General features: G+C 66.6%; 27 protein-coding genes and 2 pseudogenes. 11 read left to right on the top strand and 18 right to left on the bottom strand.

Going from position 1 to position 26,719, the window contains the following annotated elements:
• The first annotated feature begins 96 nt into the window (after nt 1–96).
• Nucleotides 97–828 carry a TetR/AcrR family transcriptional regulator gene (locus OR16_RS21110; RefSeq protein ID WP_006159987.1) on the top strand — a complete coding sequence of 244 codons (732 nt, stop codon included), beginning with the start codon at nt 97–99 and terminating at the stop codon, nt 826–828.
• A 129-nt stretch (nt 829–957) separates the two neighbouring features.
• On the opposite strand, the gene OR16_RS46155 is transcribed toward OR16_RS21110, so the two are convergent.
• Nucleotides 958–1,389, bottom strand: coding sequence for a carbohydrate ABC transporter permease (locus tag OR16_RS46155; RefSeq protein ID WP_237717158.1), 432 nt, complete (start codon nt 1,387–1,389; stop codon nt 958–960).
• Between OR16_RS46155 and OR16_RS46150 the strand changes: the two genes are divergently transcribed.
• Nucleotides 1,304–1,828, top strand: a complete 525-nt coding sequence (locus OR16_RS46150) for a hypothetical protein (protein ID WP_237717160.1) — start codon at nt 1,304–1,306, stop codon at nt 1,826–1,828. The two genes, OR16_RS46155 and OR16_RS46150, sit on opposite strands and share 86 nt — an antisense overlap.
• Here the strand turns inward: OR16_RS46150 and OR16_RS21100 are convergent.
• From OR16_RS21100 to OR16_RS46140, 4 genes are read right to left on the bottom strand one after another with little or no spacing between them, the layout of a single operon-like run.
• Entirely contained in the window at nt 1,797–2,729 is a 933-nt protein-coding gene (locus OR16_RS21100; RefSeq protein ID WP_006159986.1) for a carbohydrate ABC transporter permease, read from the bottom strand. The two genes, OR16_RS46150 and OR16_RS21100, sit on opposite strands and share 32 nt — an antisense overlap.
• Nucleotides 2,726–3,805 (bottom strand): ABC transporter ATP-binding protein, encoded by a 1,080-nt coding sequence (locus OR16_RS21095; protein ID WP_006159985.1) that lies wholly within the window; start codon nt 3,803–3,805, stop codon nt 2,726–2,728. Before OR16_RS21095 ends, OR16_RS21100 begins: the two co-directional genes overlap by 4 nt.
• Before the next feature lie 32 nt (nt 3,806–3,837).
• A complete protein-coding gene (locus OR16_RS46145; protein ID WP_237717153.1) occupies nt 3,838–4,644 on the bottom strand; it encodes a hypothetical protein in 807 nt (268 codons plus the stop codon).
• Nucleotides 4,638–5,216: a hypothetical protein gene (locus OR16_RS46140; RefSeq protein WP_237717152.1), complete on the bottom strand. Its 579-nt coding sequence runs from the start codon at nt 5,214–5,216 to the stop codon at nt 4,638–4,640. Before OR16_RS46140 ends, OR16_RS46145 begins: the two co-directional genes overlap by 7 nt.
• A 303-nt stretch (nt 5,217–5,519) precedes the next feature.
• Between OR16_RS46140 and OR16_RS21085 the strand changes: the two genes are divergently transcribed.
• Together OR16_RS21085 and tdh are read left to right on the top strand one after the other, a co-directional pair.
• A complete protein-coding gene (locus tag OR16_RS21085; protein WP_006159984.1) occupies nt 5,520–6,722 on the top strand; it encodes a glycine C-acetyltransferase in 1,203 nt (400 codons plus the stop codon).
• Between the two features lie 35 nt (nt 6,723–6,757).
• Nucleotides 6,758–7,816: an L-threonine 3-dehydrogenase gene (tdh, locus tag OR16_RS21080; protein ID WP_006159983.1), complete on the top strand. Its 1,059-nt coding sequence runs from the start codon at nt 6,758–6,760 to the stop codon at nt 7,814–7,816.
• A 17-nt stretch (nt 7,817–7,833) separates the two neighbouring features.
• On the opposite strand, the gene OR16_RS21075 is transcribed toward tdh, so the two are convergent.
• A complete protein-coding gene (locus OR16_RS21075) occupies nt 7,834–8,271 on the bottom strand; it encodes a universal stress protein (protein ID WP_006159982.1) in 438 nt (145 codons plus the stop codon).
• 289 nt (nt 8,272–8,560) lie between these two features.
• Here OR16_RS21075 and OR16_RS48340 point away from each other — a divergent pair.
• Nucleotides 8,561–9,644: pseudogene (locus OR16_RS48340) on the top strand (Leu/Phe/Val dehydrogenase).
• 129 nt (nt 9,645–9,773) lie between these two features.
• Here OR16_RS48340 and OR16_RS21065 read toward each other — a convergent pair.
• From OR16_RS21065 to OR16_RS21050, 4 genes are all read right to left on the bottom strand, one after another.
• Nucleotides 9,774–10,295, bottom strand: a complete 522-nt coding sequence (locus tag OR16_RS21065; protein WP_006159981.1) for an OmpA family protein — start codon at nt 10,293–10,295, stop codon at nt 9,774–9,776.
• Nucleotides 10,270–11,595, bottom strand: a complete 1,326-nt coding sequence (locus OR16_RS21060) for a diguanylate cyclase domain-containing protein (RefSeq protein ID WP_006159979.1) — start codon at nt 11,593–11,595, stop codon at nt 10,270–10,272. Before OR16_RS21060 ends, OR16_RS21065 begins: the two co-directional genes overlap by 26 nt.
• Complete coding sequence (locus OR16_RS21055; protein ID WP_006159978.1) at nt 11,592–12,116, bottom strand: YfiR family protein; 525 nt, start codon at nt 12,114–12,116, stop codon at nt 11,592–11,594. The genes OR16_RS21060 and OR16_RS21055 overlap by 4 nt, the downstream gene beginning before the upstream one ends.
• Nucleotides 12,117–12,350: 234 nt before the next feature.
• Nucleotides 12,351–13,307 carry an ATP adenylyltransferase family protein gene (locus tag OR16_RS21050; RefSeq protein ID WP_043420524.1) on the bottom strand — a complete coding sequence of 319 codons (957 nt, stop codon included), beginning with the start codon at nt 13,305–13,307 and terminating at the stop codon, nt 12,351–12,353.
• Between the two features lie 147 nt (nt 13,308–13,454).
• On the opposite strand from OR16_RS21050, the gene OR16_RS21045 reads away from it, so the two are divergent.
• Nucleotides 13,455–13,820, top strand: a complete 366-nt coding sequence (locus OR16_RS21045; RefSeq protein ID WP_006159976.1) for a hypothetical protein — start codon at nt 13,455–13,457, stop codon at nt 13,818–13,820.
• A gap of 39 nt (nt 13,821–13,859) precedes the next feature.
• On the opposite strand, the gene OR16_RS21040 is transcribed toward OR16_RS21045, so the two are convergent.
• The gene (locus OR16_RS21040; protein WP_006159975.1) at nt 13,860–14,321 is read right to left on the bottom strand and encodes an Lrp/AsnC family transcriptional regulator; all 462 of its coding nucleotides are present in this window, start codon (nt 14,319–14,321) and stop codon (nt 13,860–13,862) included.
• A gap of 126 nt (nt 14,322–14,447) precedes the next feature.
• Between OR16_RS21040 and OR16_RS21035 the strand changes: the two genes are divergently transcribed.
• Nucleotides 14,448–15,074 (top strand): LysE family translocator, encoded by a 627-nt coding sequence (locus tag OR16_RS21035; protein ID WP_006159974.1) that lies wholly within the window; start codon nt 14,448–14,450, stop codon nt 15,072–15,074.
• A 70-nt stretch (nt 15,075–15,144) separates the two neighbouring features.
• On the opposite strand, the gene OR16_RS21030 is transcribed toward OR16_RS21035, so the two are convergent.
• Genes OR16_RS21030 through OR16_RS21010 form a run of 5 tightly spaced genes read right to left on the bottom strand, consistent with a single transcriptional unit; the run spans nt 15,145 to nt 19,980 of the window.
• Nucleotides 15,145–16,158: a proline racemase family protein gene (locus OR16_RS21030; protein ID WP_006159973.1), complete on the bottom strand. Its 1,014-nt coding sequence runs from the start codon at nt 16,156–16,158 to the stop codon at nt 15,145–15,147.
• A gap of 35 nt (nt 16,159–16,193) precedes the next feature.
• Complete coding sequence (locus OR16_RS21025) at nt 16,194–16,982, bottom strand: ABC transporter permease (RefSeq protein WP_006159972.1); 789 nt, start codon at nt 16,980–16,982, stop codon at nt 16,194–16,196.
• Nucleotides 16,979–17,818 carry an ABC transporter permease gene (locus OR16_RS21020; RefSeq protein ID WP_006159971.1) on the bottom strand — a complete coding sequence of 280 codons (840 nt, stop codon included), beginning with the start codon at nt 17,816–17,818 and terminating at the stop codon, nt 16,979–16,981. The genes OR16_RS21025 and OR16_RS21020 overlap by 4 nt, the downstream gene beginning before the upstream one ends.
• The gene (locus OR16_RS21015; protein ID WP_006159970.1) at nt 17,815–18,882 is read right to left on the bottom strand and encodes an ABC transporter ATP-binding protein; all 1,068 of its coding nucleotides are present in this window, start codon (nt 18,880–18,882) and stop codon (nt 17,815–17,817) included. The genes OR16_RS21020 and OR16_RS21015 overlap by 4 nt, the downstream gene beginning before the upstream one ends.
• Before the next feature lie 9 nt (nt 18,883–18,891).
• Nucleotides 18,892–19,980 (bottom strand): ABC transporter substrate-binding protein, encoded by a 1,089-nt coding sequence (locus OR16_RS21010; protein WP_006159969.1) that lies wholly within the window; start codon nt 19,978–19,980, stop codon nt 18,892–18,894.
• Between the two features lie 85 nt (nt 19,981–20,065).
• Between OR16_RS21010 and OR16_RS21005 the strand changes: the two genes are divergently transcribed.
• The 3 genes from OR16_RS21005 to OR16_RS20995 all read left to right on the top strand — a co-directional run bounded on the left by OR16_RS21005 (nt 20,066) and on the right by OR16_RS20995 (nt 23,448).
• Entirely contained in the window at nt 20,066–21,145 is a 1,080-nt protein-coding gene (locus OR16_RS21005) for a GlxA family transcriptional regulator (protein WP_050983050.1), read from the top strand.
• A 200-nt stretch (nt 21,146–21,345) separates the two neighbouring features.
• On the top strand, nt 21,346–22,500 hold the full coding sequence (locus OR16_RS21000; protein WP_006159967.1) for a patatin-like phospholipase family protein: 1,155 nt from the start codon (nt 21,346–21,348) through the stop codon (nt 22,498–22,500).
• A 147-nt stretch (nt 22,501–22,647) separates the two neighbouring features.
• On the top strand, nt 22,648–23,448 hold the full coding sequence (locus OR16_RS20995; protein WP_006159966.1) for an SDR family oxidoreductase: 801 nt from the start codon (nt 22,648–22,650) through the stop codon (nt 23,446–23,448).
• Nucleotides 23,449–23,478: 30 nt separating this feature from the next.
• Here the strand turns inward: OR16_RS20995 and OR16_RS20990 are convergent, their stop codons facing one another.
• Entirely contained in the window at nt 23,479–24,183 is a 705-nt protein-coding gene (locus tag OR16_RS20990; RefSeq protein ID WP_006159965.1) for a LysR family transcriptional regulator, read from the bottom strand.
• Between the two features lie 249 nt (nt 24,184–24,432).
• On the opposite strand from OR16_RS20990, the pseudogene OR16_RS20985 reads away from it, so the two are divergent.
• Nucleotides 24,433–25,584, top strand: a pseudogene (locus OR16_RS20985) (MFS transporter); the annotation flags it as partial.
• Nucleotides 25,585–26,026: 442 nt separating this feature from the next.
• Here the strand turns inward: OR16_RS20985 and OR16_RS20980 are convergent.
• Nucleotides 26,027–26,719 (bottom strand): tripartite tricarboxylate transporter substrate binding protein (locus OR16_RS20980; RefSeq protein WP_043420519.1); only part of this gene is annotated, 693 nt, incomplete at its 5' end.

Here is a 26,719-nt window from a genome sequence, read left to right as displayed (position 1 = left end):
TGCGGTGCGCCTCAGGGGGTGTACACTAACCATCTGGTTAGCGGGTGCACTGGCACGGTGCCACCCGCCATGACAAATTTATCGAGGAACATCCGTATGCCAGTGACCGCCAAGACCGCGCGCAAGCCAAAGCCGCGCGATGCCCAGGCCACGCGCGAGAAGATCCTCCAGATGGCCTCGAAGGAATTCGCTGCCAAGGGCTTCGACGGCGCCCGCGTGGACAGCATCGTGGCCCGCAGCAAGATCAGCAAGAACCTGATCTACCACTACTTCGACAGCAAGGAGGCGCTGTTCATCGAAGTCATGGAGCGCGCCTACGCCGCCATGCGCGAGCGGCAGAACGAACTCGGCCTGACCGGCAAGAGCCCTGTCGACGATATGCGCGCGCTGGTCATGCACACTATCCAGCATTTCATCGAGCAGCCGGAGTTCATCCTGCTGCTGGGCACGGAAAACCTGCACAAGGCGGAGCACATCCGCAAGTCCAAGGTCATCCCGGCCATGTTCAACCCGCTCAAGAGCGCATTGGCGGAGATTCTGGAGCGCGGCAAGGCGCAAGGCGTGTTCCGGCCGGACGCCAACTGGGTGGATCTCTACGTCTCGATCTCCGGCCTGGGTTCGTACTTCATCTCGAACCGCTACACGCTGTCATTTGTGCTTGGCGTCGATCTGGCCGCGCCGGAGCGGGTAGCTTCCCGGCTGCAGCATGTGCCGGACATGGTGATGAGCTATCTGTGCAATCTTGGCGAGGCGGCGACGCAGGGTAAGGGACAACCGAGCACGGAGCAGGCGACGGCGCGCACGCAAGGCGCGGGAGCCCTGTCGTAGCACCTATTGCCAGGCCGCCTTGTTGGCCGGCGGTCAGCTCTCATGGCATCCGCGCTGGCCGACGTTGCGCGCTCGACGCTGCCCGGATCGTTTCGCTATCGGCCAGGTTCCGGCCACAGCCAAACCCGCTCATTTCACCGCACCCACGGTAAAACCCGCGACAAAGCGATCGACGAACAGGTTGTAGAGCACCGCTACCGGCACGCTGACGACCAGGCAGGCACCCATCAGGGAGCCCCAGAAATAGACATCCCCGCGCACCAGGAAGGTCGGCACGCCAACGCTGACGGTGTACTGCGACGAACTGGTGATAAAGGTGAGGGCGTAGACGAATTCCTGCATCACCAGCGTCAGCGTGAATATGACCACGGTCAGGATGCCGGCCGACGACAACGGCACCACCACTTTCAGGAAGGCGCCGAAGCGGCTCAGCCCGTCCATCATCGCCGCCTCTTCGATATCGCGCGGCACCGCCTTGAAAAACCCCATCATCAGCCAGGTGCAGAAAGGCACGGTGAAGCTCGGGTACACGAGCACCAGCGACCATAGCGAATCCTGCAGGCCGAGCGCGCCGATGATGCGGGAGAAGGGAATGAACAGGATGGTGGGCGGGATCCTGCCGCCCGCGGCTGCCTGCCAGCCGGGCCAGGCTGTAGCCGGCCGGCACCGCCAGCAGCAGGGTGATGACCACCACCATCGCCCCCACCAGCAGCGTATTGGCGATCCAGCGCAGGTACCGTGTCTCCAGGAACAGCACACGCAGGTTGTCCAGGGTGGGCGGCTGGTTGAACAGGAAGGGATTGTTGGCTGTGTTGATCAGGTCGTGGACATCCTTGAAGGTGGTGATCAGCATCCAGTAGAAGGGAAACGCGCAGAACCCCGCGAAGACGGCAAGGATGGCGGCATGGCCGAAGCGTGCGCCCCAGCGCGCGCCACGGCGCTTCCAGTGGCTTGCATCGGCACGCATGTCAGGCTACCTCCGCGCGGCTGGCGGCGGTGAGCAGCAGGGCCACCACCGCTACCAGCAGCGGGAACAGGAACAGCGAAATCGCCGCGCCTTCGGCCAGGTCGCCGCCCTGGATGCCGGTGAAAAATGCCAGGCTGGCCAGCACTTGCGTGGTGTCGTAAGGCCCGCCACGCGTCAACACGAAGATGATGATCATGTCGGTGAGCGTAAATACGATGCCAAACAGCAGCGCCACCAGCATGATCGGCATCACCAGCGGGATATTGATGCGCAACAGGTGGCGCCAGAAGCCGGCGCCGTCCATGGCGGCGGCGTCGTGGATCTCCTGCGGGATGCCGTGCAGGCCGGCCAGGATAATGACCGTGGCCAGCGGCAGCAGGCGCCAGACATCCACCAGGATCACCGACGCCATGGCGAGGTCCGGCTGGCCCAGCCAGATCGGCCAGGTATCCGGGCCAAACAGGCCAAGCGCGCGCAGCGTCCAGTTGAGGATGCTGTAGACGGGATCGAAGATCCACAGCCAGCCGATCGAACCCAGCGAGATCGGCGCCACCCACGGTAGCAGGATCAGCAGGCGCACCAGCCATTTGCCGCGAAAATCACGCAGCAATGCCAGCGCCAGGATCTTGGCCAGGACCACCACCAGCGCCTGCGACACCAGCGTGAACACCAGCGCGTTGCCAAGCGAGCGCCAGAAGGTGGGGTTCTGCACGATACGCCGGAAGTTTTCCAGGCCGACGAATTGCATGGCGCGCGTGCCCACCGTGATATCGGACAGGCTGTAGTAGATCGACAGCAGGAAGGGAAAGCCGAGCAGCAGCACGATATAGATGAGTGCCGGCGCCAGCATCAAGGCGCCGAGCCAACGCTCGCCCTCCAGCGCATGCCAGGCACCGCCCTGCGGCACTGGCGCGGCGGGAGCCCGGGCGCTCATGCCGGCCTCGCGAATGGCGCCACGAATGAGGCCACGGACGACGCCACGGATGGCGGCGCGCCGAGGCTGGCGCCGGAGCGCGCATCAAAGCGCCTCAGGTCGGCGCGCCGCACCACGAACGGGTAGCGCGCGCCAGCCTCCAGCGGGACGGTGACCGTGCAGGGAATCCGCGAGATGACCTTGGCCGGCGGCAGCGGTGGCTCCAGCAGGCCATACACCAGCCGGTCGGAACCGAGGTTCTCGATGCGGGTGACATGGAAGGGGAAGGCTTCGAGCGCTTCGTCGCCGCCGCGGACCCCGCGCGGCAGGAAGTGCTCCGGCCGGAAGCCCGTCACCACGGCATCGGTGTTGACCAGGTTCATCGGCGGCGAGCCGATGAAGGTGGCCACGAAGGTATCTGCCGGCTGCTCGTACACTTGCTGCGGAGTGCCGAGCTGGTGCACGCGGCCGTGGTCGAGAATGGCGACCCGGTCGCCGAGCGCCAACGCCTCGATCTGGTCGTGCGTGACGTAGATCGTGGTGGTCGCCAGGCGCCGCTGAAGCTGCTGCAACTCCTCGCGCGCGGAAGTCCTGAGCTTGGCGTCGAGATTGGAGAGCGGCTCGTCCAGCAGGAAGGCCACCGGATCGCGCACCACCGCGCGCGCCAGCGCCACCCGCTGGCGCTCGCCGCCGGAGAGCTGGCGCGGCTTGCGCGCCAGCAGGTGGCCGATGCCGAACAGCGCCGCGGCCCAGCTCACCTTGCGCGCGATCGCCTCGCGCGGCATGCGCTGCGCCTCCAGCGGGAAGGCGATATTGCCGCCCACGCTCAGGTGCGGATAGAGCGCGTAGCTCTGGAACACCATGGCCATGTTGTGCGCGCGCGGCGGCAGCCCGGTGACGACACGGCCGCCCACCAGGATATCGCCGGAGGTGGGCGCTTCCAGCCCGGCGATCAGGCGCAGCAAGGTGGTCTTGCCCGAGCCGGACGGGCCCAGCAGCACCAGGAACTCAGCTTCGCGCACGGCCAGGTCGATGCCGTCGACCGCGTTGGCGCCGTCGAAACGCTTGGTGAGCGAGCGGGTCTCCACCGTGGCCATGACTTATCGGCCCACGCCCATCCCGTGGCGACTCATACGAGCCCTCTGTCCCGCCACTTGGCGAAGATCCGCTTGCACGCGGCCTCCGCGGCGCGTATGGCATTCTCCGGCGTTTCGTCGCCGGTGGCGGCCTTGGCGAACATGGTGTTGAGCACCCAGGTATTGAAGATCTCGTCGGTGGCCGCATTGGCATAGCCGGGGTAGCCGACGTTGGTGGCCTGGGTCATCAGGCTGCCCAGCACCTTGTACTTGTCGCGCGGGCGGGCCTTGGGGTCATCGGCGATCAGCTTGTGCAGGTCCGGCACCGTGCTCGGGAAGCAGGGGAAGTTGTAGAACTCACTGCCGAGAAAGCCCTCGCGGAAGTTGTCGATATAGTCCAGCAGGAACTGCTTGGCACCCGTTATGTTCTCTGCGAATTTCCAGATCACGTAGCAGTCCATCACATGTTCCATGCAGATGCGGCGCACCGGGCCACGCAAGGCCTGGGTCAGCCAGATATCGGGCGTGACAGGAATGTTCTTGTTCTCGCCTTCGCGCGTGATGGAAATGGCGTTCAGGCAAAGCGAGATCTTGCCCGCCAGCATGGCGCGGTTGTTGGAGGACGGATCCCACGCCAGCACCTCCGGCGTCATGGTTTCCTGGTACAGCGCCTTGACGAACTTGACTGCCTCCAGCGTGTTCTTCGAATTCAGCACGACGGTATGGCGCTCATCCTGGATCGAGCCGCCGAAGGCGAACAGGATGGTTCGCATCGCCATCGCGGTATCGAGTTCGGCCGACAACCCAATGCCCACCGGCACGTTGCGCTTGCGCTTGATCTGGCGGCCCGCGCTCAGCACATCGTCCCAGCTGTCCGGCGTCGGAAATTGATCGGGTCCGGCACGAAGCTGTCGGAGAAGCCGAAGTATTTCTTCGTCTTCGGGTTGTACGTGCTCCTGATCGCCAGTTCGACCGGCTTGCCATGCTTGCGCTGGCATTCCTCGTAGATCTCGCGATGGTCGATGACCTGCTCCTCGTACACTGGCGCAGGCGACAGGAACATGAACAGGTCGTGTCCCTTCTGCGCGGATACCTCGGCGGCGGCCCGCGTGGCCAGCGCGGGGATCCCCACGTGATCGACGATGACCTCGGTATCGTTGCGCTGGCCCCATTCTTTCACGTAGGTGTTGTCGAACCACTTGTCGTAGCCCGGCACGAAGTGGTTCCACTGGAGGATCTTCAAGGTGTGCCTGGCCGCCTGCGCCCGGCGTGGCAGCACCAAGGGGCCAAGCCCCGCGGCAAGCGCGCTAGCCGCGGCGGCCTGGATCAGGCGGCGGCGCCGCGCGTTGTGGCAAACAAGGGGGCCGGTGGATCCGTGCCGGCGCGAATAGAGGATTCGCTCGATCGGTGCAATCCGTACGTCGTCGTTCATGGCCGCCTCCGCCAGCAAGCCGGTAGCCGGCGTGCGCGCCGATCGCGGCGGCACGCGCAACCTCACTTAAGGATAGGAGTTGCCGCCCCTAAGGCAAAGAGACAAAGTCTTGATTTCATTGCGTTTACGAACCAATCCAGGGACCGGCGCGGCGGCTGCCGCATAGCAGCATTGGCGCCAGCCACCGCTTGCGCAGCGCAGCACAAGACACGCGCGCCGCAAAACCGGTATTTCCCCGGCTTTCGCCATACCATGGAGGCTGGCGTCTGCCACGCCGCCCAACAACCTAGCCAGGGGCCCCCCATGCGCGACCGCTATCTCTCCCACCTCCGCGATACGCTAGACACCATCCGCGCCGACGGCTTTCACAAGGCCGAGCGCGTCATTGCCAGCCCGCAGGCAGCCGACATCCGGCTTGCGGGCGGCGAGCATGTACTGAATTTCTGCGCCAACAATTACCTGGGCCTGGCCGACGATCATCGCCTGATCGAGGCGGCCCGGCGCGGGCTGGAACAGGATGGCTTCGGCATGGCCTCGGTGCGCTTTATCTGCGGCACGCAGTCGGTCCACAAGACGCTGGAAGCGGTGCTCGCCAAATTCCTGCACACCGGTGACAGCATCCTGTATTCGAGTTGCTTCGATGCCAACGGCGGCCTGTTCGAGACGCTGCTCGACGACCAGGATGCGGTGATCAGCGACGCACTGAACCACGCCAGCATCATCGACGGCGTGCGCCTGTGCAAGGCCAAGCGCTACCGTTACGGCAATAACGACATGGCCGGCCTGGAGGCGCGGCTGCGCGAGGCCGATGCCGCCGGCGCGCGCTTCAAGCTGATCGCCACCGATGGTGTGTTCTCGATGGACGGCATCATTGCCGACCTCAGATCCATCTGCGACCTGGCGGACCGCTACGGCGCGCTGGTGATGGTGGACGACTCGCACGCGGTCGGCTTTGTCGGCGAGCACGGGCGCGGCACGCCGGAGCTATGCGGCGTGGAAGGCCGCGTGGACATCATTACGGGTACGCTCGGCAAGGCGCTGGGCGGCGCGTCCGGTGGCTATGTGGCGGCGCACCGGGAGATCGTGGAGCTGCTGCGGCAGCGCTCCCGCCCGTATCTGTTCTCCAACTCGCTGGCGCCAAGCATTTGCGCCGCCACGCTGAAGGTGCTGGACTTGCTGGGCAGCGAGGAAGGTGCCGCGCTGCGCGCCCGCGTGCGCGAGAACGGCGAGCATTTCCGCCGCGAGATGACGGCGCTGGGCTTCACCCTGGTGCCGGGCCAGCATCCCATCATCCCGGTGATGCTGGGCGATGCCGCGCTGGCTTCCGGCATGGCCGATGCCTTGCTGGCAGAGCACGTCTACGTGGTAGGTTTTTCCCACCCGGTGGTGCCCAAGGGCCAGGCTCGCATCCGCACGCAGATGAGCGCGGCGCATACGCCTGAGCAGATAGAGCGGGCCGTGGCGGCGTTCGCCAAGGTGGGCAGGCAGTTCGGCGCTATCGCCTAAGCTTGGACACAGGACGCACCCCAAGGAGGCATCCCATGAAAGCCCTCGCCAAACTCGAACGCGCGCCCGGCCTGACGCTGGCCGAGGTCGCCGAGCCGGAAGTCGGCCACAACGATGTGATGATCCGCATCCGCCAGACAGCCATCTGCGGCACCGACATCCATATCTGGAAATGGGATGAGTGGGCGCAGAACACCATTCCCGTGCCGATGCAGGTGGGGCATGAGTATGTTGGCGAGATCGTCGCCATCGGGCAGGAGGTGCGCGGGCTGGCGCTTGGCGACCGCGTCTCCGGCGAGGGGCACATCACCTGCGGCTTCTGCCGCAACTGCCGCGCGGGACGCCGCCACCTGTGCCGCAATTCGGTGGGCGTGGGCGTGAACCGCGCCGGCGCCTTCGCCGAGTACCTGGTGATTCCGGCCTTTAACGCCTTCCGCATTCCCGATGACATCCCGGACGAGATCGCTGCCATCTTCGACCCCTTCGGCAACGCCACCCATACCGCGCTGTCCTTCAACCTGGTGGGCGAGGACGTGCTGATCACCGGCGCCGGCCCCATCGGCATCATGGCAGCCGCCATCGCGCGCCACGTGGGCGCGCGCAATGTGGTGATCACCGATGTCAACGACTACCGCCTCGCACTGGCGCGCAAGATGGGCGCCACGCGCGCGGTCAATGTGCAGCATGAAAACCTCAAGGACGTTGCCGCCGAGCTGCATATGACGGAGGGCTTCGACGTCGGCATGGAGATGTCCGGCGTGCCGAGCGCCTTTGCCACCATGCTCGAACACATGAACCACGGCGGCAAGATCGCCATGCTCGGCATTCCGCCATCGAGGATGGCGATCGACTGGAACCAGGTGATCTTCAAGGGACTGGAGATCAAGGGCATCTACGGCCGCGAGATGTTCGAGACCTGGTACAAGATGGTCGCCATGCTGCAAAGCGGGCTGGACCTGAAGCCGATGATCACGCACCGCTTCAACGTGGACGACTTCGAGGCCGGCTTCGCCGCCATGCTGTCGGGCAACAGCGGCAAGGTGGTGCTGGACTGGACGCAGCCGCGCAAGGCGGCTGGTGCGGCACAACCGTAGCCGGTTGCGGTGAGCCGCTAGCGATACACCAGTACCGGGATAGTGCTATGGGTGAGCACCTTGTTGGTCTCGCTGCCGATCAGCACGCCCTGCAAGCCGCGCCGCCCGTGCGAGGCCATCACGATCAGGTCGCACGCCCTTTCCTGGGCAGCCTGGATGATGGCCTCATAGGGGTGGTCATGTATGACGGAAAGGGTCTCGCAAGACACGTCCGCCGCCTCGGCTTCGGCGGCCAGGGTTCTCAGGTACTCCGCCGCATTGCGCGTGGCTTCCTGCACGAACCGGGTACGGGTGTCGGCCAGCAATTCCACCTGGTAAGTGTAGACATGGAAGTCCGGGATCACCCGGATCACCGTGACCCGGGCCCGCGCCTCGCGGGCGAACACCAGGGCCTTGCTGAACGCGGCCTCGGACAAAGGCGAGCCGTCGACGGGCAGCAGCAGATGCTGGAACATGGTGGCCTCCTGGCACGCGAAGGGCGCAGGCCGCCGCGCAGGCTCCTGCTCACGCTTCGCTCGGGTTGAGGATTACCTCGCTTCAAGTATAGGTGTGCCGGTGCCGGGCACACGCCGCGCGCCCCCTTCATCCAGCCGCGATTTGCCGGTAAGATCCAGCACCGGTTCCGCGCCACGACGCGGCACCAGGCGTTTACCCGAGGCCGGGCAGCCACACAATGGCAGCCCGGCCTTATCGAGACGGCAGCCCCCGGCGGCTGCCGTTGCAACTGCACTGCCTTGCAACCCAATGCGGTGCACCCGGAAAGCGAAGCTACCCCTTTGCATTCCCAATCTTCATGGAGAAGACGCTTTGACTGAACGCATCACCCCAGAGGCCGCCGGCCGCCTGTTCGGCACTGGCGAAGGCCCGTCCCACGAGCGCGTCACGCTCGCCACCGATCCCGACTCCGGCCTGCAGGCCATCATCGCCATCTACAGCACCAGCCTTGGCCCCGCATTTGGCGGTTGCCGCTACTGGGCCTATCCCGCCGAGAGCGATGCCCTGACCGACGCCCTGCGCTTGTCGCAAGGCATGGCCTACAAGAACGCGCTGGCCGACCTGCCCTTTGGCGGCGGCAAGGCCGTGATCCTGCGCACGCCGGCGCAAACCGATCGCACCAAGCTGTTCCGCGCCTTCGGCCGCATGGTCCAGTCGCTGGACGGCAGCTACATCACGGCTGAGGACGTCGGCACCACGGTGGAAGACATGGTCGCGGCGCGCACGCAGACCCGCTACATCAGCGGCATGCCGCGCGAGGGCACCTTCGGTGGCAATCCGTCGCCCAAGACCGCCTATGGCGTGTTCGTCGGTATCGAAGCCGCCGTACGCTACGTGCTCGACCACAACAGCCTGCAAGGCGTCTCGGTCGCCGTGCAAGGCCTTGGCTCGGTCGGCTGGGACCCTGGCGGAGCAGGCGCGCGAGCAGTTCGGCGCGCAGGTGGTATCCACCACGGCCATCACCAGCGTCGCGGCGGATGTCTTCGCGCCCTGCGCGCTCGGCGCGGTGATCACCCCGGCGGTGGCCGAAGGCTGCCAGTTCAAGATTGTCGCGGGCGGTGCCAATAACCAGCTTGCGTCGCTGGACGAGGGCGACACGCTGCAACGCCGCGGCATCTTCTACGCGCCGGATTTCCTGATCAACGCCGGCGGCATCATCAGCTGTGCCCGCGAGTATCTCGGCGGCGCCGAGGAAGCCGCGGTGCTGGCCGAAGTGGCGCATATCCGCGAGCGTGTGTTCGCACTGGCCCAGCGCGTGGAGAAGAGCGGGCTGGCGCCCGCGCGCGAGGCGGTCAACTGGGCGCAGGAGAAGCTGGCGCAGGGCGTGCGCTAGCCTTGGCGGTGTTGAGGGCCCGCGCTGGCAACGGCGCGGGCCCGGCCGGGAGCCGGGATCGCGCCGTTATCCTGGAGCCCGTGCTTGAGATTGCCGTTGAGATTGCCGCGTTGTGGATGTCGCCGGCGGCTACTCGATCGTGATCACGATGGCCACGCGCCGATTCTCCGTGCGGCCCGCAGCGGTACGGTTGTCCGCCACCGGCTTGCTCTTGCCCAGTCCGCGCACCTGGATGTTCTCCGGCTGGATTCCCGCCGTGGCGAGCACCTTCGCCACCGCCTCCGCGCGCCGGACCGATAGCTGCTGGTTATAGTCAGCCGAGCCGGAGTCGTCAGTATGCCCGTCCAGCCGCACGTGATCGATGCCCGCGCCCGACAGCGCCAGGCCGATGCGCTGCACGGCCTCTTGCCGGTCACCGCTGATCACGTCCTCGTTCAGGCCGAAAAGCACCTTCTCGGACAGGCCGAGCTCCCAGCCGTTCTCGGTGAGCGTGAACCCCTGCGACTGCAACGCCTGGACTTGCGCGGGAGCGAGCTGGGAAGCGGGCGCCGTCTGGCAGGCGGCCAGGGCAACGGTGATGGCTACCGAGGCGGCGGCCAGGCCCCGGCTGCCAGTGATTCGCAGGTTAGATAGCACGATCGATGTCCCCATCATTTTTCTCATTGTCCTGGCGCTCGGGCCCGAATGCGAATTCGGGCCGCCCCAGCCGCGGCTGCGCACTCTCCCAGCCGCCTCCCGACCTGCGCTTGGCCTGGTACATGGCCTCGTCCGCCGTTTGCATCAAGGTGGCGGCGGTCTGCGCATGAAGCGGAAACACAGACAACCCGATGCTAAGCGACGCTCCGATCCTGGTGCCGCTCGACAGTTGCACCGGGTCCTTCATGCGAAGCAGGATATGCTCCGCGACCTGGATCAGGTCGGCAGGCTTGCGCAGCACGGTGAGCAGTACCGCGAACTCGTCGCCGCCGAGCCTGGCCACCAGGTCGCCCTCGCGCACACAGGAGCGGATGCGCCGGGCAATGTCGGACAACACCTCGTCTCCGGCGGCATGGCCAAAGTTGTCGTTGATCTCCTTGAACGCGTCGCTATCCAGGTAGAGCATGCCGGCGTAACCCTTGGAGGTGCCGGCAAAGCGCACCGCCCGGTGCAGCGCATCCTCGAACGCCGACCGGTTGAGCAGGCCGGTCAGGCTGTCGTGGCTGGCGCGGTGCGCCAGCGACCTGTTCTCGTGCTGGAGCTGGTTCTGCCAGGTCTCCAGTTCGTCGAGCAGGCCGTTGAAATCCTCGCCGAGCGCATTGAGCTCGGCAATGTGCGCCGGTGGCGTGCGCTGGTCGAAAGCGCGCTCCGATCGCACGGCATGGGCCACGCGCATGAGGTTGCGCACCGGCTCGATGATGTGGACCAGCATGCGGCTCGACATGTAGTGCGCGCTGACCGCGGTAAGCAGCAGGCAAGCCAGCAGCCCCAGCAGCCCGCTAAGCACAAAGCGCAAGAGGTTGCCGGTGTCGGCCGTCAGGCGAACGGTGCCCACCGCCTGCGTTTCATGCAGGATCTCCTGCTCCACCGGGCCGAGTGCCATCACGCGGCTGGCCAGGCGCTGCAGGCCGGGAAACCGCTCGTCGGCCGGGCGCTGCCACTCGGCCAGCAGCCGGTTGTCCTTGTCGTAGACGCGGGCCTGGGCCACCTCCGTCGCGGCGATTGCCACCAGCGCCTCATTGACGGCCGCCTGGTCGCGGAACACCACCGGCGCTTCCAGTGTGTACGCCACGGAGCGGGCGACCAGGTGCAGGTTGTGGTCGGCATAGACGCGCAGCGCGGCCAGCCCGAGCGCGGTCAGCGAGATTCCCGCCGTGCACACGGCGATCAGTGCCACGTTGAGGTGGATGCGGCGCAGCGTGTTGTACAGCGTCGGACGCGATCCCGTCGCGTCGGACCGCAAGGGCATCTTCATGGCGATGGCCCCCGGCGGCGGCCAAGCTGCAAAACGGCCGGATGGATGTGGATGCCGCTGCGGGCAACGGCATCCAGGTTGACGCGGAACGAGACGTGGCCATCGACCACGTTAAGGCAGAACATGCTGCCGATCTCGCACTCGTAGTCTTCTTCCGTGATGACCAGGACCGGGCGCCCGATCAGCTCCGTCGACATCTTCTTGCGCCGGGCATCCGTCATCGGCCCCAGGTAGACGGAATCGCAACCCGTGGTGGACACGCCATCCTGCAGGTCGATGCGCCTGGATTGCACGGCGCGGCCGGTTGCCAGGACGCCTCCCTCCGCTAGCTTGGCGCCGTAGCGGGCCGAGCCGTCCACGCACAGGCGCAGGACTTCCCGCTCGGATGGCCAGCGCGCATAGCCAAGCAGGCTGAACACCACCCGCGCCACCGCCTCGGAACGCGGGGGGGCCGTGTCCGCCGCGGTGCCCTGCGACTGTGCACAGAGGATGGCGGCAAGGAGGGCCGGCAGGAAACGCACAACGCACAAGCGCTTGCGGCGGCGGTTCGAGCTGGCGGGGGCAGTAGCCGTTTGAAGAGGCAAGTGGCGAGGCCTACCAAGGGACACATTGGGGGAACATCGCATCGCACAGCAAGCGACGCGACCCGAGTTGGCCAGCACGATCCCGCAGGGATTCCAGCCCGGCGCGAACGCCACCGGACAACCTTGCTAGCCCAAACCCTTTAACGGCGCGCCCGCTTTTATATTTACCCCTTATTTCCGGCCCGGTGCCACCGGCAACGCCGAAGCCAGGCCCGCGACTTGCCGCAGCATCGCCATGGGGCCAAGCCGCTCGATGGTATGCATCTGCGCCTCGTTGCGCACAAAAAACGATCCCGCGAAGCCGAGCGTATTGACCGAGATGCCCTCGACGGACTCCGCCAACCTTGGCACGAGCAGCATCCCGAGCGGCGTGACAAGCAGGTTGTATGGCGCGGACGGCTGCGGCTCTCCATCCACATGGATCGTCCGCACGCCCACCGCCTCCAGCAACGCGCGGTAGCGCTCAAGTGCCGTGCGCGCCAGGGCCGGGCCAGGTGCCGCGGGCAAAGCCAGCGGCGCGAACGCATGTGGAAACGCCAACCCTGGCACAGTGCCGACGGCGCCATCGATGCGCGCGGCCGCAAGCAGCGGCGCGATGGGCAGCGCCGGGCCTTCGCTGGCAAGCGGCAACGGCACCAGTTGCAGGTGCTTGTGGCGCTGGCTTGCGCCGGCCACCGTGCCGCCGTTATAGAAGCCAAGGCCATCGAACTCGGCCATGCAGGCAAGCAGGGCCTCGAAGTCTGCCAGGTTGAGCAGCGCGTCCTGCGGCTCGAAGCGGCGCGTAACGATCAGCAGGTGGTGGTCCAGGACGTTGAACTTGTTCAGCAGCGCAATATGGGTCTCGGAGACGTCGGCAACGAACAGGTCCGGGTCGTGGGGCAGGAACGGGTCGGCGCCCGCCTGGTTGCCGGGGACGGCATTGTCCTTGCGGCCAGCGTTGCGCTGGTCCCTGTCGCGGTCCTTGCGTGCAAGGCTGGAAACCTGCCGCACCAGGAAGCGCACGCCGCCATCGTCGATGCCCGCCTGGGAGGTCTCGATCGGACGCAGCGCGCCGCTGCGCAGCGCGCGCTGCGTCTGGCGCAGGACAGCCGGCCACAGCGTGCCGGGCAGGAGAGATCGATGTGGCATGGTCTGGCCCAAGGGATGAGTGACTATATCCGGGGGGGGGGGCTGATCGATCTTATCCCTCGGAGGCAGGGCAGGCTGGCAGTGGCACGCCCTTTATTACAATACGTGCAAGCCACCCGGGGAAACAGAGGACAACAGAGGACACCAATGAGCGACGCGGAACAACGGCACGCACCGGGCAAGCGCTGGTCCCTTCCCGCCCGCATTTACCTGCTGGGCGCCGTGATCCTCGCCGCAGGCTGGATCGGGGGCGTCCTGATCTATCTGTTGGCCGCGAGCGACGAGGCCGGCGACCTGGCCTACGGCCCCGGGTGGAAGCGGCAATACGATTTCCAGCTCGAACGCATCGGCGGCAAGGCGGCGGTGCTGGCGGCCGAGTTCTCGCAGTGGTTCTCGGATCTGTGGCACGGGCGGCAACTGGCATTCACCGTGGCGATCCTGTGCACGGGGATCGCGCTTCTCTGCTTCTTTGTCGCGCGTGAAATATCCCTGGCTGCGGACCGCGACGACTGAGTCACCGTCTTTCAGGTCAAATCTTGCGGCGTCGCCACGTTACAGCAACGGCAAGCCGGCATTGCGCTTGACCTCACCCAGCGACAGCATGGACTCCACCGCCGTCACGCCGGGCAGTGTGCGCAATACATCGCGCATGAAGATGCCGTAATCCTCTAGGTCCCGCGCGACCACCAGGAGCAGGTAATCGGCGCTACCCGACACGTTGTGGCAGGAGACGATGCGCGGGATTGCCTGGATCTCCCGCTCGAAGCGGTCGGAAAGCTCACGGCTGTGCACGCCAAAGCGGACCTGCGTGAAGGCCATCAGGCCGAGCCCCAGGGCTTGGCGGGACAGCACCGCGCGATAGGCCTCGATATAGCCATCGGCCTCCAGCCGCTTGAGCCGGCGCGCGCAAGGCGTCTCGCTCAGCCCCACGGATTCCGCCACGCTGGCGTTGGTGGCGCGTCCGTCGGCCTGCAACGCCATCAGGATGGCGCGATCGGTTTTGTCGAGATTCAAAGGTAAGCCCCAATAAATACGCAAATATTAGCGGATTCCACCGGACTATATGAATTGGCAATATAAAATCGCCAGAATCCCCTCCGCCCCCTGAGTCATGATATTGCCCTCGACACGGCATGCATCATGGTCTCACTACATCTCCTCGTCACCTTTATCGGCGCCTTGGCCGTGGTCTACGCGCTGCCCGGACCGGATATGGCACTGGTGCTGCAAACCAGCACCGGCCGGGGCATCCGCCACGGCCTGGCCACTGTCGCCGGCCTGGCCATGGCACGCGCCGCGCATGTCACGCTCTCGGCATGCGGCGTGGCCGCACTGCTGCGCGCGGCGCCCTGGCTGTACCAGGGCATCCGCGTCGCGGGCGGCCTTTACCTGGCTTATGTGGCCATCCAGATCTTCCGCAGCCCGGCCTTCGGGATGGGCTCGGGCAGCGGCACGGCGCCGCCAGTGCCGCTGCGCGCCTGCGTTGCCAAGGGCGCGCTCAGCAGCATCCTCAACCCCAAGGCCCTGCTCTTTTGCTCCGTGCTGTTGCCGCAGTTCGTGGATCCGCATGGCGCGCCGGTGTGGTCGCAAGTGCTTGAGCTTGGCGTGGTGCTGGTGCTGACCGGCGTTGCCTTTGACCTGGCGTGCGTGTTCGGCGCGGTGCGCCTGACCGGCTGGCTGCGCAGGAGCCCGCGCGCGCAGACGGTGCAGCGCTGGTCCTTCTCGGCTGCGCTGCTGGCCTTCGCCGCGCGGATTTCCTTCGAGTAAGCGCGGATGCGGGGGCATCAGGCCAGCCGCATCCTGGGCGAGGCGTGACGGGCGGATTGCCCGTCACGCCTCAACGCACCAGGAACCCCGCCCCAACCGGATCGTTCCGGTCGATCTGCCAGCGCGCAGTCCCTAGGATGCTGGCGGTGCCTTTTACCGTCGGACGAACCGCGCGCGTGCCGTTGAGATCCACCTCACCCAGCAGGCAGCCCTCGAAGGTGCCGCTGCCCAGCAGGCCTTCGGACAGGATGGGTTGGTTCATGCCCATCTTCCCGCGCGCTTCGAACATCGCCATCATGGCGCTGGTGCCGGTACCGCCAGGCGATCGGTCGAGCTGGCCGGCACTGAACACATGGACATTCTTGTAGAAGGCACCCTCGATGGTGGGCTGGTGCCAGAACGTGATGAAGTTGAGATTGTTGATGTGGGCCTCGGTCGGATGCTGGATCTTCATTTTCTGGTTGATCTGGTCGCGAACCTCGACGCCAAGGCGTGCAAGCTCACTGCCGTTGTCCGGCGAGATGCGCAGGTTGCAGTTGCTCAGGTCCACGATACCGAAGTAGTTGCCACCCCAGACGAGGTCCGCCTTCAAGTCGCCATAGCCCGGCAGGTGCACGGGAATATCCTGGGCCACCACGTAAGCCGGCACGTTCTCGAAACGGGTCCACAGGACGGTGTCGCCCTCCGAGGCCACCTCGGAGACGACCAGGCCCGCAGTGGTTTCGAAGCGGATGCGGGTCATGCCATCGCTGCCGCGCGGCACCAGGCCGAGCGCGACCATCGCCATGCTCACCGCAATCGTGCCGTGACCGCACATATGCGAGTACTCGGTGCCATCGATATAGATCAGGCCGGCATCGTATTCCGGGCTCGACGGCGGGGTGAGGAATACGCCGAACATGTCCTTGTGCCCGCGCGGCTCGCGCATCAGGGCCTTGCGCAGCCAGTCATAGTGCTTCTCCAGGAAAGCGCGCTTTTCCAGGATGGTGGATCCTGCCGGGTAAGGGATCCCGCTGTGCACGATGCAAAGCGGCTCACCTTCCGTATGGGTGTAGATAACGTCGAACGCGTCCTGCTTGCGCATGGCTGAAGCTCCTCGCTGAGAAATGGCTGAGTGGGTTATTTGCGGTCGGACAGCATGTCCAGGCCGACGGTCAAATCGAGTATCGTGATCGCCACGATGGCCACCACGATGGTGGTGCCGGAGACGGCGGCGATCGTCGGGTCGATGGTGTACTGCACGTAGTTGAACAACTTCACCGGGATCGTGTTCAGCGCCGCGGTCGTATTGAAAATCGACAGCTCCACGTTGATCCAGGATGAGATGAATGCAAAGATCGACCCGGTGACGATGCCCGGCCGTATCTGCGGCAGGACGACCAGGAAGAAGGTGGTCCAGGGATTGGCGCCAAGATCCGCGGACGCTTCCTCCAGCGCCTTTTGCTCCGGCGTCATCAGCGCCAGCGTCGAGCGCAGCACGAAGGGCGCGACGATGACGCAATGCCCGATGAGCAAGGAGAGAAAACTACGGGTCAGCCCAAAATAGCCGCCGAACTGCAACAGGGCCGCCCCGAGCACGACATGCGGCAGTACCAGCGGTGACATCAAGAGCGCTGCGATCGCACGCTTGCCGGGAAACGCGTAGCGCGCCAGCGCCAGCGCGGCCGGCACGGTCAGTACCAGGGCGGCCAGCGTCGCGGCCAGCGCAAGCGCGGTGCTGGTGGAGAACGCCGCCACGTACGACGGGTCGGCCAGCATCCCGCGGTACCAGTTGAGCGTGAGGCCTTGCGGCGGAAAAGCAAGAAACGATGAGGCCGTCAGCGAGCTGCCCAGGATCACCACCAGCGGCAACACCAGGTAAGCCAGCACGCTCCACGACACTACCCGCACCAGGATCCGGACCATCATCGCGCGCTCCCGGGAATCTCGCCCACGCGGCTGGCAAGCGCCACCATGGCAAGCGTGAAGACCAGCAGCACGATGCTCAGCGCGCCGCCGTAGTGAAAATCGAAGGTCGAGCTGTACTGCTGGAAGATCAGCATCGAGAGCACCGTGATGCGTCCGCCCGACAGCAGCGCCGGGGTGACATAGGCACTGACCGCCAGCGTGAACACCATGATGGCGCCAGCCACCACGCCGGGCAGCGTAAGGGCAAAGGTGACATGGAGGAAGGTCGAGGCCGGGCTTGCGCCCAGGTCGGCCGAGGCCTGCTCGTAGGCCGGGTCGACCCTGGCGAGCGCATTGCCCACGGCTAGCACGACAAACGGCAACAGTACGTAGACCATGCCGACCAGGATGCCCAGCTCGGTGCCCAGGAAGCGCACCGGGCGCGCAACGAGCCCCACGTCGAGCAGGGCCTGGTTGACCAGCCCGTTGCGGCCCAGCAGCACCATCCACCCGAACGAGCGCACGATATTGCTGGTGAACATAGGCACCACCAGCAAGATCACGCAGACCCTGCGCCACGCTGCCCAGCGCACGATGCGCACGAGGTACCAGGCGAGCGGGTAGCCAAGCACCAGGCACGCCAGCGTGGTCAGGCAAGCGATGCGGAACGTCACCAGGATGACCTCCCAGTGATAGTGGTCGGCCAGCACGCGGACGTAGCTCGCAAGCGTCCACGCCGCATGCTCGCCGGTGAAACTGGCAATCAGCACGACCGCGAGCGGCGCCAGGAAGAACGCCGCGAAGAACGCTATCGGAGCGGCCAGCATCAGCACGGGCGCGGTGGCCAGGCGATTCATGCGTGCTCTCCGATCAGGTGCAGGTGCGAGGGATGGAAACCCAGCCGCACCGGGCTGCCTGGCAGCATGCCGGCGTTGGGCAGCCCCATCGCGCGCGCCAATACGGCATGCCCGCCGATGTCCGCATGGATCATGGTGTGGCTGCCCACGCTGATCACGTCGGACAGCACGCCGGTCAGCCTGCACAAGCCATCGCATCCTGGATTGGCGTCATCCAGCACTTGCAGATGCTCGGGCCGCAGCACGGCCAGGCCACGCGCCGGGGCATCCGGGCGCGGCGCAGGGGCGACGCTGTCCTGCATCGCAAGCCGGATCTCGCCATCGCGAGATGCCTCAAAGGCGATCAGGTTCGCTTCTCCAATGAACTCGGCGACAAAGCGCGTCGCCGGTGCGCGGTAGATCTCCGTGCCCGCGCCGATCTGCTCGATACGGCCCGCGTTCATCACCACGATACGGTCGGCCATGGTCATGGCCTCCTCCTGATCGTGCGTCACAAAGACGAAGGCGATGCCAAGCTTCTCCTGCAGGTGCTTGAGCTCCAACTGCATCCGCTTGCGCAGCTTCATGTCCAGCGCGGACAGCGGCTCATCGAGCAGCAACAGCTTTGGGCGGTTGACGATGGCGCGGGCCAGCGCCACGCGCTGCTGCTGCCCCCCGGACATTTCGCGCGGATAGCGGTTGCCGAGCGCGGCCAGCCCGACCAGTTCCAGCGACGCCAAGGCGCGCGAATTCGCCTCGGCGCGCGCCACGCCCTGGCGGCGCGGTCCGTAGGCAACGTTCTCCAGCACCGACATATGCGGAAACAAGGCGTAGTTCTGGAAAACGGTGTTGAGCGGACGCCGGTGTGGCGGCAGATGGCTGACATCCTGGCCATCGATCACGATGCGCCCGGTGTCGGGCGCCATGAAACCCGCGATCACGCGCAGCAAGGTCGTCTTGCCGCAACCGCTAGGCCCGAGCAAGGCGATGAACTCACCCTGGCGTATCTCCAGCCGGATATCGTCCAGCGCCGTGTACCCGCCGAACCGCTTGCAGACCGCATCAATGCTCAAGAGGGATGACATCGCGTGCTCCTAGCGCTTGCGCGCGACCTGCCGGTTCCACGCATCGGTGATCTCCGCGCGGCGCGCGTTGAGCACGCTCCAGTCGAACAGGCTCAGGCTGTCGACCGAACCCTGCGCGCCCCAAGGCAGCTTGCGCGCGACCTCGCTCGGGAGCTTGACGCCCTGTACGGCCGGCCCCAGGTAGAGCTTGGTAGCCAGGCAGGTCGCCGCCTCCGGGGTCAGCGCAGTATTGATGAACTTCTCCGCTGCGGCCTTGTTGCGCGAACCTTTGACGAGGTGCAGGCGCGCGTCGGTCGCCCATGCGCCCTCCTTCGGTACCACGAAGCCGATCGGCACGCCCTTGTCGATCAGGTCCCAAGCGCCCACGTTGAAGTGAGCGCCGATCACGGCCTCGCCACTCTGGAAAGCATTGGTGGCGGCACCCGAGCTGTCGAAGTACAGCGCGGTGTCCAGCGCTGCCAGCTTCGCGTACACCGGCGCGAGATTGGCCGGATCGATGCCCCAGACGCGTGCCATGAAGACCACGAACGGCACGCCGGACGAATTGGCCGGCGAAGGCACCGCCACGGCGCCCGCGTACTCCGGCTTCCAGATGTCCTTCCAGCTCGTCGGCGCTGGCTTGACGGACTTCGTGCTGTAGGCCAGGCCCAGCGAGTAGTAACCCGAGCCAACGGCATAGTTCGTGTTGCCGCTGCGGTAGACGGCCTTGGCGATCACGTTCTTCAGGTTCGGGATCGCGGCGGCGTCCAGGTTGTCCACCACGCCGGCCTGGAAGGCCAGCTCGCTGATGCCGCCATCCATCCAGGCCACGTCGATGCTCGGCGCCGCCTTTTGCTGTTGCAGCTTCGCCAGCGTGGTGGTGGACGTGCCGACCTCGGGGGTGACGGCGATACCGGTCGCCTTCGTGAACGGCTCCGCCACGCAGCTGCGAAAAGCGTCACCCCAGTTGCCGCCATACATCGCGACGGTCAGCCTGGCCGGTTGCGCGGCGGCGCCGAGCGTCACGACGGTGCCTGCGGCAAGCAGCGCGGCCTTCGTGATGTGCCGCGTGATGCGCCGGGTGATGCTTTGGTTGGTACAGCGAGTCTCGGATCCCATTTCTGTCCTCTCAAGGGTGCTGATCGGTCGTGACCACAGCCGTATCTTGCGCGTTCGGGTTCGTCCCAGCTTGCAAGCCGCGGTCATGAAATTGAATAATTGCGACATGCTAACGACGCCTCGGAATACGGTCGACGCGCGCGGCGCCGCACAGCCAGCCTCACTTCAAGAGACGGGTAAACCCGAGCTGAGCGTCGCGCTTGTTCTCCTGCATCAGTTCACGCTGGCTGCATTCGCGGGGCTGGTGGATGTCCTGCGGCTGTCCGCCGACCACGGTGGCCGCAGCAGGCAGATCCACACCAGCTGGCGCGTCGTGAGCATGGACGGCCTGCCCCGCACATCGAGCGCCGGGCTGACGCTGGAAGTCTCGGGCGCATTGCCCGCCGATCCCACCGAGTTCGACTACGTCGCTGTCTGCGGCGGCAATGACTATCCCAACACCTACCTGCCGCCGGAGCTGCAGGACTGGCTCAAGCTGGCTGCCGCCAGCAGGGTGCGCATGCTTGGGATCTGCACCGGCACCTTCGCGCTGGCGCAGGCCGGCATCGTCGGATCGCGCTCCGTGTGCGTGCACTGGAACGTCCTCGATGCGTTCCGCGAACGCTTCCCCGGCACGCGTGCCGTGGTCGACCACCTCTTCGTCGATGAGGGCGACCTCATCACCTGCGCAGGCTCGACGGCCGCCATCGATCTCGGCCTTTATCTCGTCGCGCGCCACTGTGGACGGGAAAAAGCCCAGCAAGCGGTGCGCCACATGATGCTGCAAGGCATGCGTCCCGCGAAGCTGCCGCAGGCGCACTTCTATGCCGACCTCGCCGAGATCAAGGACGTCCGCGTCCGGCAAGCCGCGCACTATATCGAGCAACGCATCGACAACCCCCCTTCGCTCGACGCTGTCGCCCGCTATGTGGGCGTGGGACGACGGCAACTTGAACGTGCCTTCCACGACGCGCTTGGCCTCTCGCCCATGGCATTCCAGCGCTCGCTGCGGCTCGAGTACGCAAGCTGGCTCCTGCTGAACTATCCGCGCAGCATCACCGAGATCGCGCTGGATTGCGGCTTCGCGGATGGGGCGCACTTCTCGCGGGATTTCAGGACGCGGTTTGGCGTGACGCCGAAGGAATTCCAGCGGCGCGGGCGCGACGGTGAGGCGGCGGCGCGGTGACCGCACAGCCCCGCATGTGACGGCTCTTACACACCGGCAACGCCGCACTGGCAAGAAAAGCCCTAGGTGCTAGCCTTACTAAGCGGCCAGGCAGTGACGCTTGCAGAACGGCTGCGTCGCCCTCTTCCTGGTGGACCAGCGCATGCCGCGCGCACCGGCCAACGCAGCCGCCCCCCTGACCACCGTGGAGCCGGAACACCATGGATACCAAGACGCAACCCGCCGCAGCCCGGACCGACACCCCTGGCGCGGCCAGCCGGCCCATCGACCAGCAAGTGGTGTTCGTCCTGCAAGGCGGTGGCGCGCTGGGCGCGTACCAGGCCGGGGTCTACCAGGCGTTGCACGAGGCGGGGATCGAGCCCGACTGGGCCATCGGCACCTCCATCGGCGCCATCAACGGCTCGATCGTGGCCGGCAACCGGCCTGCGGACCGCCTGCCGCGCCTGCGGCAGTTCTGGGAGCAAGTGGGCCGCCACGGGCCGCTCGAACTGGCCCGCCTGCTCTGCGGCGGCGACAGCACGATGTCGAACCTTGCGACCCTCACCCAGGGCATCCCAGGCTTCTTCGCGCCAAATCCGGCTGCCTGGCTTGGCACGCGCGTGCCGCTGGGCGTGGAGCGAGCCGGCTTCTATTCGGTCTCGCCATTGCGCGATACCCTGCTCTCGCTGGTGGACTTCGCTTACCTTGGCGAGAAGCACACGCGGCTTACCGTTGGGATGGTCAATGTCCGTAGTGGCAAGATGTGCTACTACACCAACCGGGACACCGCGCTGAGCGTGGATCACCTGCTGGCGTCGGCGGCGTTGCCGCCGGGTTTCCCGGCGATCCGGATCGACGGCCAGGCTTACTGGGACGGCGGCATCTGCTCCAACACGCCGATCGAAGCCGTGCTCGACGACTACCCGCGCCGCAGTTCGGTGATCTTCGCCGTGCAGCTGTGGTCGCTGCAAGGTCCGGAACCCGAGACGATCTGGGAAGCCATGGGACGCCAGCGCGATATCCAGTACTCAAGCCGGGCCGAGACCCAGCTTGAGCATCAAAGGCAATTGCACCGGCTGCGGCATGTGATCCGTGAACTGGCCAAGCACATTCCCGAGGCGCAGCGCGGTACGGCCGCGGTCGAGGAGCTGCTGGGCTGGGGCTGCCACACCACCATGCATGTGGTCGAGCTCAACGCGCCGCCGTTCGATGGCGAAGACCTGACCAAGGATATCGACTTCAGCACCGCCGGCATCGACGCGCGCTGGAGCGCCGGCTATGCCCATGGCAAGCAAGCCATCGCAGCCGCGCCCTGGCGCGGCGCGCTCGATCCCATCGAGGGTATTGCGGTGCATGTGGCCCTGGCTCCAACGTAGCCGTGCGGTGGCAAGCAAGGCCGCGGCGGGCGCGCTAAGATGGCAGCCCAGTCGTCTCACCGGCTTGACAGCCTACCCGCCACGCTTGGGGATACGCCATTTGTCGAACGACACCCGCGCGCTCCCCGCCAGCCAGGACACACCACCATGGATCTCGAACTGCGCAATCAGCGCGTACTCATCACCGGCGGCAGCCGCGGCATTGGCCTGGCCTGCGCAGCCGGCTTCCTGCGCGAGGGCGCGCGCGTGGCCATCGTGTCGCGCAGCGCCGGGAACCTGGCCGAGGCCTGCGCCAGGCTGGCCGAAGGCGAAGGCGAATTCGCCAAGGACGTGCTCGCGATATCCGCTGACCTGACCGATATCGCCCAGGCCGCGCGCGCCGTCGAGCAAGCGCTGGCGGGACTTGGCGCCATCGACATCCTGGTGACCTCCGCGGGCGCCGCCAAGCGCCGCCCGCCGGACGAGCTGACCCCGCAGCTGTGGCAGGACGCCATGAGCGCCAAGTACTTCAGCTACATCAACGTGATCGACCCGGTGGTCAAGCGCATGGCACAGCAGGGGCGCGGCGCCATCGTCAATATCGTGGGCATGGGGGGCAAGATGGCCAACCCCGCCCACCTGGCGGGCGGCGCGGCCAACGCGGCGCTGATGCTGGCCAGCGCCGGCCTGGCCAATGCCTATGGCAAGCAGGGTGTGCGCGTGAACGCGATCAACCCGTCGGCCACGCATACCGAGCGCCTGCAGCAGGGCATGGAGGTGGATGCGCGCATCAGCGGCACCACGGTGGAGCAGGCGCTGGCGCGCGCCAACGCGCGCACCGGCCTGGGCCGCCTGGCCACGCCGGAGGAGGTGGCGGACGCCGTGCTGTTCCTTGCCTCGGCACGCGCCAGCTATATCTCCGGCGCCATCCTGTCGGTCGATGGCGCCACCACGCCGATGGTGGTCTGACGCTGCCAGCCTGTCGTGGAGCGGCCCCGCCTAGCCTGGCGCGGGCCGCGACACCAGTTCGATATAGCGGCGGATGGTGGCGGCTTTTTCGTACTGGCGCGACATCAGCGAAAGATACGACGTCACCGCCAGGCCCGCGATCTCCCGATAGACAAGGCTGGGCAGGCTGATGTGGCCGGCCACGGCGTTCGGCACGATCGCCACGCCTTCACCCAGCGACACCAGCGCCAGTACTGCCACCAGCCCGCCCGGCTGCGGGCCCAGCCTGGGCACGAAGCCGCCCTGCTCGGCGGTGGACAGCGTGCCCGAGACCTGCTCGGGCAGAATCAATGTCTCCGCCTTGAGATGCGCGGGATGGATCTCGGCCAGCCCGACGTCGGGGCAGGCCTTGCGGAACGCCGCGACCTGGCGCTGGAGCACGCCCGAGTACGCTGCCGAGGCGACATAGCCCACATGGATCTTGCCCGTCTCGCCACGGGCCTCGCGCTGCGCGCGCAGTTGCGCGGCCTCGAACTGCGCCACCACGGCTTGCGCCTCCACCAGCAGCACCTCGCCGGCCGGCGTCAGCGCCACCGAGCGCTGGTTGCGCTCGAACAGCCGAATGCCGAGCGTGGCCTCCATCTCCTGGATCTGGCGGGTGAGCGTCGGCGTGGAGATGCCAAGCCGCGCGGCGGCGCGGGTGAAGTGCAAGTCCTGGGCGACCGCGATGAAGTAGCGGAAGTGGCGCAGTTCCATTGGTTTGCTGTCCTACCCTCTGTGTGCGTTCCGACTGTTAGCTAGAAAGCAACAAAATAGCACGGCCGGCGCAACAACACCTGGCCCTGCCGGCCGTATCCTAGCCCGCATCCAGTCAAGGAAAGCAACAGGAAGCGACGACATGCGGCACAAGACGAATCGGCACCCACAGCCAGCCGGGCACTGCACATCCGGCTTTATTTCATTCCAGGCAATATCACCGGCGGCCCGATTCGGGCGGGAGCCGGCATGAGCGGCACGAACTCGCGCGCCGCGCTGCTGACCGCCTCGGGCGCGTGTGCGCTGATCGTCCTCGACACCAACATCGTGGCCGTCACGCTGCCGCGCATCGCCAGCGACCTGCATGCCACGTTCTCCGATATCGAGTGGGTGGTCAGCGCCTACATGCTGACCTTTGCCGGCGGCCTGCTGCCCGCGGGCAGCCTGGCCGACAAGTTCGGCCGCAAGCGCATGCTGCTGACCGGCCTGGCGGTTTTCATGCTGGCCTCGCTGGGCTGCGGCCTGGCGGGGAGCAGCCTGGCGCTGAACCTGGCGCGCGCCGTCAAGGGCGTGGGCGCTGCCATGTTGCTGACCTCGGCCCTGGCGACCATCGCGCACGCCTTTCACGATGAGCGCGAGCGCGCCCGGGCGTGGGCCTTCTGGGGCGCGTGCATGGGCGTGGCCATGCTGGTCGCGCCCGGCCTTGGCGGCGTGATCAGCCAGACCTTGGGGTGGCGCTGGGTGTTCCTGCTGAACCTGCCGGTCGGCGTGCTGCTGGGCACCATGGTGCTGCGCCATATTGCGGAGTCGCGCGACGCCGGCGCGGCGCGCATCGACCTGTGGGGCGGGCTATGCTTTTGCGGCAGCCTGTTCCTGATGATCTGGGCCTTGATCGAGGCCAACCGCATTGGCTGGGGTGATACGCGCACCTTGATGCGGCTGGCCGGCGGCGCCGTGCTCTTTGCGCTGTTTATCGGCGTCGAGCGCATCCAGCGCCGACCCATGGTGGATCTCACGCTGTTTCGCAACCCGCGCCTGATCGGCGCCTTGCTCGGCATGGCCGCCTATGCTGCCTGCGCCCAGGTGATGATGACGCTGATCCCGCTGTACCTGCAGACGGGCCTCGGCTTCTCGGCGATCGCGTCGGGCGCCGCCATGCTGCCGTTTGCGCTGACCATGCTGATTTTCCCGCGCATCGGCGTGCGGCTGTCGGGGCGGCTCGATGCGCCCTCGATGCTGGTATTCGGGCTCGTGCTGGTCGGCCTGGGCAACCTGCTGAGCGCGTGGGCGGTCATCTCCATGTCCTACCTGCCCTTTGCGCTTGCCATTGCCGTCACCGGCAGCGGCGCCGGCCTGCTCAACGGCGATACGCAGAAGAACATCATGGCTTGCATCCCGCGCGAGCGCTCCGGCATGGCGTCCGGCATCAGCACCACCACGCGGTTCAGCGCGATCGTGCTGTCGTTCGGCCTGCTCGGCGGCCTGCTCGCCTACCGCACCCAGGCAGTGTTCGACGCGGCGCTGGATGCGCATGCGCAAGACTCGGGGGTCGTGCCCGGCATGGCCGCGCGCGTCATCCCTGGCCGCGCGCGTCATCCCGCGCGTGGTCGCCGGCGACCTGAACGGCGCGATGGCCGCTGTGCAAGCACCGCTGCGCAGCGTGCTGGAACCCCTGGCTCGCACCGCCTTCGCGGATGGCTTTGCGTGGATCCTGTGCGTGGCCGCCGGGGTCGCGCTGCTCAGCGCCGTCTTCGTGCGCCTGCTGATGAGGGACGAATCGCCGGCGCACCAGCCGGTGCGCGTGGATGCGCCGGCGCGCCGCTGAACGCGCCTTGCCGGCCAATCAATCGATCGTCATGTGCGCGTCATGCACGATCTTGCCCAGGCGCAGCTTCTCGCCCTGCACAAAACGCGCGAACTCAGCCCGCGTGCCTGACACCGGCCGGTAGCCATAGGTCTCGAACTGCGCGCGCAGGCCGGCATCGCTCTGGAACGCGGCCTGCGTGGCCTGCGCGATGCGCTCCAGGATCGGCACCGGCGTGCCCTTGGGCGCATAGATGCCGCCCCAGTGCTCCATGCGGATGCCGGCAAAGCCCTGCTCCACCGTGGTGGGCACGTCCGGCAGGGCCTGCGCGCGCTTGTCGTCGGTGACCGCCAGCGCGCGCAGCTTGCCGCCGCGCAGGAAGCCGAGCACGCCAACGGGCGCCTCGGACGCGAGGTCGATCTGCCCGCCGATGACCGCGTTGAGCGTTTCCGAACCGCTCTTGTAGTGCACCAGCGTCACCGGCACGCCAAGCGCGGACGCCACCATCTCCGCGACGAAATGCCCGGTGCTGCCCGCGCCCGCGGTGCCGAACGTGATGCCGCCCTTGGCCTTGCCGTAGGCCTGCAGCGTCTTCAGGTCCACGATGCCCTGGCGCGGCGCGCCCGCCCCCACCACCATCACCGACGGCGCGGCGTTGGTGCTGACCACGGCGACGAGATCGCCGTCCGGGCGTACGGGCACTCTTCGGGCGCGAACAACGCGTTGGCGACC

Origin of the sequence: Cupriavidus basilensis OR16, from assembly GCF_000243095.1 — a bacterium.
GTDB lineage: Bacteria > Pseudomonadota > Gammaproteobacteria > Burkholderiales > Burkholderiaceae > Cupriavidus > Cupriavidus basilensis_D.
Note: the sequence above shows the minus strand (reverse complement) of the source record. Positions and strands in the feature narration are given on the sequence as shown.